The sequence below is a fragment of the Psychrobacter sp. M9-54-1 genome, from assembly GCF_016613355.1.
Classification (GTDB): Bacteria; Pseudomonadota; Gammaproteobacteria; order Pseudomonadales; family Moraxellaceae; genus Psychrobacter; species Psychrobacter faecalis.
The window spans coordinates 1-803 of sequence record NZ_JADGFW010000008.1; the positions used below are offsets into that span (position 1 = coordinate 1).

The following is an 803-nucleotide window of genomic DNA, read 5'->3' on the forward strand; positions in this document are numbered from 1 at the left end:
GGTGGTGTTCTAAAAAGTATGCTGGCATCAGACGTAGCCATAATTGACATAAAAGAACACCAGATCGAATACTTTAAAGTGATTATCAAGCTTTTTTGAGAAGCAACAAGTCTTTCTAACCGATCGTCTTAATCGGTGTCTAAGACGGCAGTTATTACCTTCTATACCTACCGTATGCTGTTTGCCAACTCGTTTGTTATCTGGTTTAAAGGCCGTTATGAAACTGTCCCAATTGTCCATACTAATAGAGTCATAGCTCACTTTAAGTTGCTTAAGACGTGCTCTTAACTTCTTAGCCGTTTTTAGGTCACGTTTGCCCCAGACATAAGCGACAATCTCATTAGTAGCGCGGTCATAAGCATAAATAAGCCAAACTTTACGCTTCTTGCGATATACGTAAGTCCAGAACTCATCAACCTCTAAGCGTTCATAGTAGCGCTTCTTAGGTACAATCTTGTAAATGGATGAGCCTATGGTGCTAAGCACTTTTCCAATACTAACCTTGGCTATAACGGCTATGTCTCTAACACCACAACCTCGGACAGTCATCAGTCGTATGAGATCTTCTATTCTAGAGTGACAGCCGTTATAGGTTACCGCATGATCGCCAATAAACTGGCGTTTGCAGTCCTTGCACTGGTAGTTCTGCTTGCCATAGCTTTTTATGCCATTTTTCTTTAAACTGGGACTGTGACAGTCGGGGCAATTGATCTGTATTTGTGTCTTCATAACCTCAAATATATCATCTTGCTTCGGCTGTCACCCTTCCTTTATTACCCCAGCATACTTTTTGATACACCATC

The 803-nt window shown here is 41.2% G+C and carries 1 protein-coding gene; it reads right to left on the reverse strand.

Annotated elements, in window-relative coordinates:
* Nucleotides 1-27: 27 nt before the first annotated feature.
* A complete protein-coding gene (locus IQ457_RS04775; protein ID WP_200662296.1) occupies nt 28-729 on the reverse strand; it encodes an IS1 family transposase in 702 nt (233 codons plus the stop codon).
* Between the last annotated feature and the right edge of the window lie 74 nt (nt 730-803).

What these genes read in the sequence shown, in the direction of transcription:
- IQ457_RS04775 (WP_200662296.1), bottom strand. Translation starts at nt 729, where the DNA reads ATGAAGACACAAATACAGATCAATTGCCCCGACTGTCACAGTCCCAGT.